The sequence below is a fragment of the uncultured Sphingomonas sp. genome (assembly GCF_964244265.1).
Classification (GTDB): domain Bacteria; phylum Pseudomonadota; class Alphaproteobacteria; order Sphingomonadales; family Sphingomonadaceae; genus Sphingomonas.
The window spans coordinates 1-6,968 of the sequence record NZ_CAXTHV010000054.1; the positions used below are offsets into that span (position 1 = coordinate 1).

At 66.5% G+C, this 6,968-nt stretch carries 7 protein-coding genes and 1 tRNA gene; 4 read left to right on the forward strand and 4 right to left on the reverse strand.

The window, feature by feature from the left end:
• Positions 1-95 precede the first annotated feature (95 nt).
• Together ACFE7K_RS15195 and rpsU are read right to left on the reverse strand one after the other, a co-directional pair.
• Complete coding sequence (locus ACFE7K_RS15195) at positions 96-710, reverse strand: FKBP-type peptidyl-prolyl cis-trans isomerase (protein ID WP_375399039.1); 615 nt, start codon at positions 708-710, stop codon at positions 96-98.
• Between the two features lie 93 nt (positions 711-803).
• Positions 804-1,010: a 30S ribosomal protein S21 gene (gene rpsU, locus ACFE7K_RS15200; protein ID WP_375399040.1), complete on the reverse strand. Its 207-nt coding sequence runs from the start codon at positions 1,008-1,010 to the stop codon at positions 804-806.
• 44 nt (positions 1,011-1,054) lie between these two features.
• Between rpsU and ACFE7K_RS15205 the strand changes: the two genes are divergently transcribed.
• Both ACFE7K_RS15205 and cysS read left to right on the forward strand, forming a co-directional pair.
• On the forward strand, positions 1,055-1,243 hold the full coding sequence (locus ACFE7K_RS15205; protein ID WP_375399041.1) for a hypothetical protein: 189 nt from the start codon (positions 1,055-1,057) through the stop codon (positions 1,241-1,243).
• A gap of 68 nt (positions 1,244-1,311) precedes the next feature.
• Complete coding sequence (gene cysS, locus ACFE7K_RS15210; protein WP_375399042.1) at positions 1,312-2,736, forward strand: cysteine--tRNA ligase; 1,425 nt, start codon at positions 1,312-1,314, stop codon at positions 2,734-2,736.
• Positions 2,737-2,792: 56 nt separating this feature from the next.
• Here cysS and ACFE7K_RS15215 read toward each other — a convergent pair whose 3' ends face one another.
• On the reverse strand, positions 2,793-3,785 hold the full coding sequence (locus ACFE7K_RS15215; protein ID WP_375399043.1) for a PDZ domain-containing protein: 993 nt from the start codon (positions 3,783-3,785) through the stop codon (positions 2,793-2,795).
• 85 nt (positions 3,786-3,870) lie between these two features.
• Positions 3,871-4,689 carry a sulfite exporter TauE/SafE family protein gene (locus ACFE7K_RS15220; RefSeq protein ID WP_375399044.1) on the reverse strand — a complete coding sequence of 273 codons (819 nt, stop codon included), beginning with the start codon at positions 4,687-4,689 and terminating at the stop codon, positions 3,871-3,873.
• A gap of 399 nt (positions 4,690-5,088) precedes the next feature.
• Here ACFE7K_RS15220 and ACFE7K_RS15225 point away from each other — a divergent pair, with 399 nt between their 5' ends.
• Together ACFE7K_RS15225 and ACFE7K_RS15230 are read left to right on the forward strand one after the other, a co-directional pair.
• Positions 5,089-6,462 (forward strand): class II 3-deoxy-7-phosphoheptulonate synthase, encoded by a 1,374-nt coding sequence (locus ACFE7K_RS15225; protein ID WP_375399045.1) that lies wholly within the window; start codon positions 5,089-5,091, stop codon positions 6,460-6,462.
• A 178-nt stretch (positions 6,463-6,640) separates the two neighbouring features.
• A tRNA-Glu gene (locus ACFE7K_RS15230) sits at positions 6,641-6,715 on the forward strand.
• Positions 6,716-6,968: the final 253 nt, after the last annotated feature.

The following is a 6,968-nucleotide window of genomic DNA, read 5'->3' on the forward strand; positions in this document are numbered from 1 at the left end:
GCCGCCATCAGCCTCGCCGCAATCGTCACTTGGTGGATATGAGTCTCGGCCCTAGTCTGCTTGGTAAAGCTGCCTGCCGTGTCCGCGCGCCGCCCTCATCGCCCCGGAGGCGGTGTGATTCCTCCATCCGGCGCGCCCGGACCCCCGGGGATTCCGCCCGGCAGGCCGCCGGCGCCGCCCCCCATCATCTGCTGCTGCTGATATTGGTCGATCACCGCCTGGGGCAGGAATTCGAGCAAGTCGACATCGAACACCAATGTCGAATTGGCCGGAAGAACGACCTCGCCGGTCTGGGGATCGCGCTTTTCCTCGGCGCCATAGCCGAGTGCCGGGGTCAGCCAGACACGATATTTGGCGCCCTTGTTCATCAGCTTCAGCGCTTCGGAAAAGCCGGGCACGACGCCCTTAACCGGCATCGGCGTCGGTTGGCGTGACTGGTCAAAGACGGTGCCGTTGCGCAATTTGCCGACATAGTTGATCAGGGCGACGTCAGAGCCGGTCGGATGCGGACCGGTTCCCTCCTTCAGCACCTTGTAGCGCAATCCGGACTTGGTGGTGACGATGCCCGATTCGCGAAGGCTGCGCGTCAGGAAGTCGTCGCCCTGCCGCGCCAGGAGGAACGCGCCGGCCACCAGCACGACGATGCCGACCCACAGCCATACAAGATTGCTGCGCTTGACGGGCTGGAGCGGAACGGCGGTGACGGACATCGGCAAGCCCTTGGAAAAAAGGCCGTGCGACGACGGCGGAAGAGTCGGATCGCGGTAGGCAACGCTGCCCCCCGTGGCAAGCCGCGGTGGGACTTACTTGGCCCCGTCGCGCTCCAGGCGCTTGCGCTCGAGCTTGCGGGCGCGGCGGATCGCAGCGGCGCGCTCGCGCGCGCGCTTCTCGCTGGGCTTCTCGTAGTGACGGCGCAGCTTCATCTCGCGATACACGCCCTCGCGCTGCAGCTTCTTCTTGAGAGCCCGAAGCGCCTGATCGACATTGTTATCGCGCACGATGATCTGCATAAAATCCGTTAACTCCGGCTGATTAGCTGTTGGCGGTCGCGAACATGGTACGCGCCGTACCGCCTCGCTCCTATCAGGCGGGGCATGCGAAGGCAACCACGCTCGGCCGGCCTGTCGAAGGAGCGGTGTTGCCGGGACGCTACACCGGCGGAGATCCCGACCTCTCAGCTGGCGATGCCCGCCGCGACGTGCACCACCTGGCGGCGAGCGCGATCATCGGCATCGCGCATTAGCGAACCCTCAGACCGCGAGACGGACGTACGCCGTTTGCGTTTCGGGAGCATCCCGCTAATCCGCCGCCATGTCCGGCGCGCCGCTTGCCCTCTATAACAGCCTGACCCGGTCGACCGAACTGTTCGCGCCGATCGATCCGGCCAGCGTTCGGATATATTCCTGCGGGCCGACGGTCTATAACTACGCGCATATCGGCAATCTGCGCGCATATGTCTTCACCGATACGCTGAGCCGGGTGCTGCGCTGGAAGGGCTATCCGCTCACCCATATCATCAACATCACCGATGTCGGCCATCTGACCAGCGACGCCGATGCCGGGGACGACAAAATGGAGGCAGCCGCGCGCGCGCGGTCGCAGGATATCTGGGATATCGCCGCTTACTACACCCGGGCCTTCAAGCAGAACCTGCGCGATCTCAACGTCGATCCGCCGACCCGCTGGTCGGTCGCGACCGATCATGTCGCGGAGATGATCGCGTTCGGTGAACGGATCGCCGGAAAGCATTGCTACCTATTGGATTCGGGGCTTTATTTCGATATCTCGACGGTGCCGGATTATGGCCGGCTGGCCGGCGCGCGCGACGATGCCCGCGAGGGCCGGATCGACACCGTCGAGGGCAAGCGCCACCCGCAGGATTTCGCGATCTGGCGTACGTCGCTGCCGGGCGAGCGGCGCCAGATGGAATGGGATTCGCCCTGGGGCCGGGGCGCGCCGGGCTGGCATCTTGAATGTTCGGTGATGAGCGAGAAGTATCTCGGCTCGCCATTCGACATCCACACCGGCGGCATCGATCACCGCGAGATCCACCATCCCAACGAGATCGCGCAGAACCAGGCTTATTGCGGATCGGCAGATACCGGCGCCAAGGTGTGGATGCACAACAATTTTCTGGTCGAGCGGGCGGGCAAGATGTCGAAATCGACGGGCGATTTCCGCACGCTCCAGACACTGATCGACGCCGGCGTGCACCCGCTGGCCTATCGATTGATGTGCCTCCAGGCGCATTACCGGTCAGAGCTCGAATTCTCCGACGAGAATCTGGCGGCGGCGCTGACCCGGCTGAAGCGGCTGGCGATCACCGTCGCGCAGTTGCGCGAGCGCTCAGGTCCTTCCACGGCGGGGGTGGCCAAGGGCTATCGCGAGCGGCTCGACGCGGCGGTCTCGGACGATCTCAACACGCCCCGCGCGTTGCCGGTCCTCGACGCGCTGCTCGCCGACAAGAGGATCACACCCGCCGACCGGTTGGCCGCGCTGGCCGATTTCGACGCCGTCCTCGGCCTGGGCCTGGCGACGATCCAGCGCACCGACCTGCGCGTCCGGCCGAAGACGGCGATGCTGGACGAGGCCGCCGTCGCCGCCCTCATGGCCGACCGCCGCGACGCCCGCGCGGCGCGGGACTTTGCGCGCGCCGATGCGGTCCGCGACGAACTCGCCCAGGCCGGGATCGAGGTGATGGACGGCGACCCGCTGGGCTGGGACTGGAAGGTCTGAGAGACTGCTTGTAAAACTCGCGGAAGAGCGAGTTTCGATGCAGGCCTGCTCCGGCTTCAAAGCGGCTGGTCGCGGGTCGCCAGGATCGGGGGCAGATAGGGCGTCGGCGTGTCGGCCGGGATTCGCGCGATCTCGGCAGCGATCGCCGCCGCGCGCGCCGCCGCCGATCCATGGCTGCCCCCGCGCAGGAAGCCGCCGTCCAGCGCCCGGCCCGGACCCCGCCAGAACGCGACCGCGATCCCCGGATCGTATCCGGCATTGCGCAACAGGTACATGCCCAGCAGGTCGGCATCGTCCTCCGTACGGCGGAACAGCCGCGCATTCTTGCCGAACTCCGACAACAGGCCCCAGCGCACGCCCGCCGCCTCCAGGCGTGCGCGATGCCGCAGGATCGTGTGCGACAATTCGTGCGCGACGACCACCGCGATCTGGTCGTCGCCGAACCGCTCGAACAGGCGCGATCCGATCTGGACGATGCTGCCGTCCGACGATGCGTCGAGCGCGGGGCCGGGCAGCACCTCGAAGGCGGAACGGCAACCGGCCATTGCGGAAATCGTCACAGAACGACGCTGGCCGTCACGCACGATGGTCAGCGTGAGCGGACGATCAGGGGATGCCGATTGCATGAGGGCATTCGCCGCATCCCGCGTCGCGCCCGTCGGCTTGCCCGACAGGGGCGGCGGAACGTCGTGGCCATCGATCGCCACGATCCCGTCGCCCGCCCGCATCGCCAGCGCCGCCGGTGAACCGGGCACCACCAACTCGACCGAGACCGGCGCCGAAAAGCCGAACGCGGCGCGGACCGCCGCCCGGGCGGAGTCGGGATATTGATCGATCGCATGGAGGACGAGACCGGGAGCGGGCTGGAGGTTGCGACACAAGGTGGCATTGGCCGTGACCAGCCGTTGCGCGATGACGGCCAGCCGCAGGTCCATCGCGCGCAACGCGACGAGCTGCGCCTGATCGGCATCCTGGCCATGAACGGGCGCCACGATCATCATGGCGGCGGCGATCGCCCCCGCGAAGCGAGGCGTGACAAACCATTTCATCGGCAGAACTTAACGCCGACATCGAACGCACGCCAGCCGCAAGCGTCGTCCCGGATGCCGGCGCCTATTCGGTTGCCCGAGGCCGTCAGCCGGCCAGTCCGTTCTTGATCATCAGCCCGCCGATGAACAGCAGGTACACGCCGAACGTGCGAGCGAGCAGGACCGGGCTCAGCCGGTGCGCCGCCGCAACCCCCAGCGGCGCTGTCAGCATCGACATGCTGGTAATCACCACCGCGGCCGGCCAGTTGACGTATCCGGTCGATCCCCAGGGCAGACCGATCTTGCCAAGCCCGATGATGACGAACCCGATCACGCCGGGCACCGCGATGATGAAGCCCACGCCGCTGGCCGTCGCAATGGCGCGGTGGATGGTCTTGCCGCACAGCGTCATCACGATGATCGCGATCGTGCCGCCGCCGATTCCCAGCAGCGAGGAGAAAGCCCCGAGTCCGCCGGCGATGCCGACGCGCGCCGCGCCGCCCGGCATCTCGGTCGCAAGCTGGCGCCCGGCGAACAGCGGGGTCAGGAAGTGGACCGACATCAGCACCACGCCGACGCCAAAGACCACCGCCAGCCCATGGCCCGGCAGGCGCGACGCCAGCACCACCCCCGCCCCGACGCCGATCACGATCCACGGCGCCCAGCTCTTGAGCACCGACCAGTCGACCGCCCCGCGGCGATGATGCGCCAGGACCGATCGCACCGAGGTCGCGACGATCGTCGCCAGCGACGTACCGATCGCGACATGGGTCAGTTCGACCTTCGAGGCGCCGAGCAAGGGCAATACGGCGATCAGCGCGGGGACCACCACAAAGCCGCCGCCGATACCGAATATCCCCGCGGCAAAGCCCGCGAGCAGCCCCGCCGCAAGCAATGCGGCGATGGTTTCGACAATGACGGTCATCGTACAACCGTCCCGACCAGGAAAATCCGTCGAATGATGCAGGCAAACGGCATTGACGCCCCCTGAAGCGCGTGAAGCCTCTCGGCGCCGGGTCTGTCCGGTCCGACGCCTTTGGCTGTCGTGACCGCGCTCGGCTGTTGGTTCGGGGAGCCCCCTTGCGCTCGGCCTGCGATTCCGGCGCGGTCGGTAACTACGTTGGTCCTGGGGGCAATGGCAAGCGGTACATGGGCAAGGCGCGGTATGTGCCACATGGCATCGGCCCACGCACTTGCACCGTAAAGGTCCGTGTGATCGAAGGACCCGACGTCCCCTGGTCGGCGTGGTCGATAGCTTTCCTTGATTGTCTCCGGCAGGGTTTGGGCGCATGGCGTCCGCTCGATTTTACCAGGCGAGACGATGATGGCCGCGCAATGGGCGCCCGACAGCTGGACCGGCCATGAGGCGCGTCAGCTGCCCGATTATCCCGACGTGGCGGCGCTGACCGCGGCTACCCGGCTGCTCGGCGGCTATCCTCCCCTGGTGTTTGCGGGTGAGGCGCGCAATCTGACCGCCGACCTGGCCCGCGTTGCCGAGGGCAAGGCGTTCCTGCTCCAGGGCGGCGATTGCGCCGAAAGCTTCGCCGAATTCCATCCCGACAACATCCGCGACACGTTCCGCGTGATCCTGCAGATGGCGGTCGTCCTGACCTATGCATCGAAGCTGCCCGTGGTGAAGGTCGGGCGGATGGCGGGACAATTCGCCAAGCCGCGATCGGCGCCGATGGAGACGATCGATGGCATCGAACTGCCCAGCTATCGCGGCGACAACGTCAACGACATCGCCTTTACCCCCGCCGGCCGGACCCCGGACCCGCAACGGATGGTGCAGGGCTATGCCCAATCGGCCGCGACGCTGAACCTGCTGCGTGCGTTTGCGAGCGGCGGCTATGCCAATTTGCACCAGGTCCATCGCTGGACCCACGACTTCCTCGGGTCGAGCCCCTGGGCCAGGAAATATGCCGAGACCGCCGACCGCATCGGCGAGGCGCTGGATTTCATGGCGGCGTGCGGGATCAGCCCCGACACCGTGCCGCAATTGATGCAGACCACCTTCTATACCAGCCATGAGGCGTTGCTTCTCCCGTACGAGCAGGCGCTGACGCGGCAGGACAGCCTGACCGGCGACTGGTACGACACCAGCGCGCACATGTTGTGGATCGGCGACCGCACGCGCTTTGCCGGATCGGCGCATGTCGAATTCCTGCGCGGCGTGGGCAATCCGGTCGGGCTGAAATGCGGGCCGAGCCTGGAGCCCGACGACCTGCTGCGCCTGCTCGACACGCTGAACCCGGGACGCGTGCCTGGCCGCATGACGCTGATCTCCCGCTATGGCCATGACCGGATCGAAGGCGGGCTGCCCAGGCTGGTTCGCGCGGTGAAGCGCAGCGGCCACCCGGTCGTGTGGAGCTGCGACCCGATGCACGGCAACGTGGTCAAGGCGGCGACCGGCTACAAGACGCGGCCGTTCGACCGGATCCTGGCGGAGGTACGGGGATTTTTCGCCGTCCATCGCGCCGAGGGGACGCATGCCGGCGGCATCCATGCCGAAATGACCGGGCAGAACGTCACCGAGTGCACCGGCGGCGCCATCGACGTGACCGAACAGACGCTGGCCGATCGCTACCACACCCATTGCGACCCGCGCCTCAATGCCAGCCAGAGCCTGGAACTGGCATTTCTGCTCGCCGAGATGCTCAACGAGGAGCTGAACCAGCGGCGAGCCGAGGCGGCGTAAGCACAGAACGGATCGCCGTGGGGCCCGGCGCCCATGACGTGAACAGTCCGTTTATCGGTGCAGCGGCAACGCCCGCCCAACCGGGTCCGGCGCTGGTCATCCAGTCGGAGGCCGTCGTCGCGATTGCCTTGACGCCCACGCCCGACCACCGTATGCGCCCCGCTTCACGCGACCGCGCGGCCCCTTCGTCTAGCGGTTAGGACGCGGCCCTCTCACGGCTGAAACACGGGTTCGATTCCCGTAGGGGTCACCAGTCAAACGCGTTATCGCATTGACTACGCAAGAAGCTGCGCCCTGTACGGACAGAGATGTCTTCGTTGCCGGCAAAGCGTTGCAACGCCGTGAGCGTGGGTGACGCGCCATGAGCTATGGCGCTCCTTACATCGAACGAGCATCTGGTTGCCTTTTCCAGAGGTTGAAACAGACTGATGTACCGATGGACCGACGATTTAGATTGAACCGCCCCGGGTTTGTCGGAGGCCCTAACTCCTGAGAGGAAGGGGCTA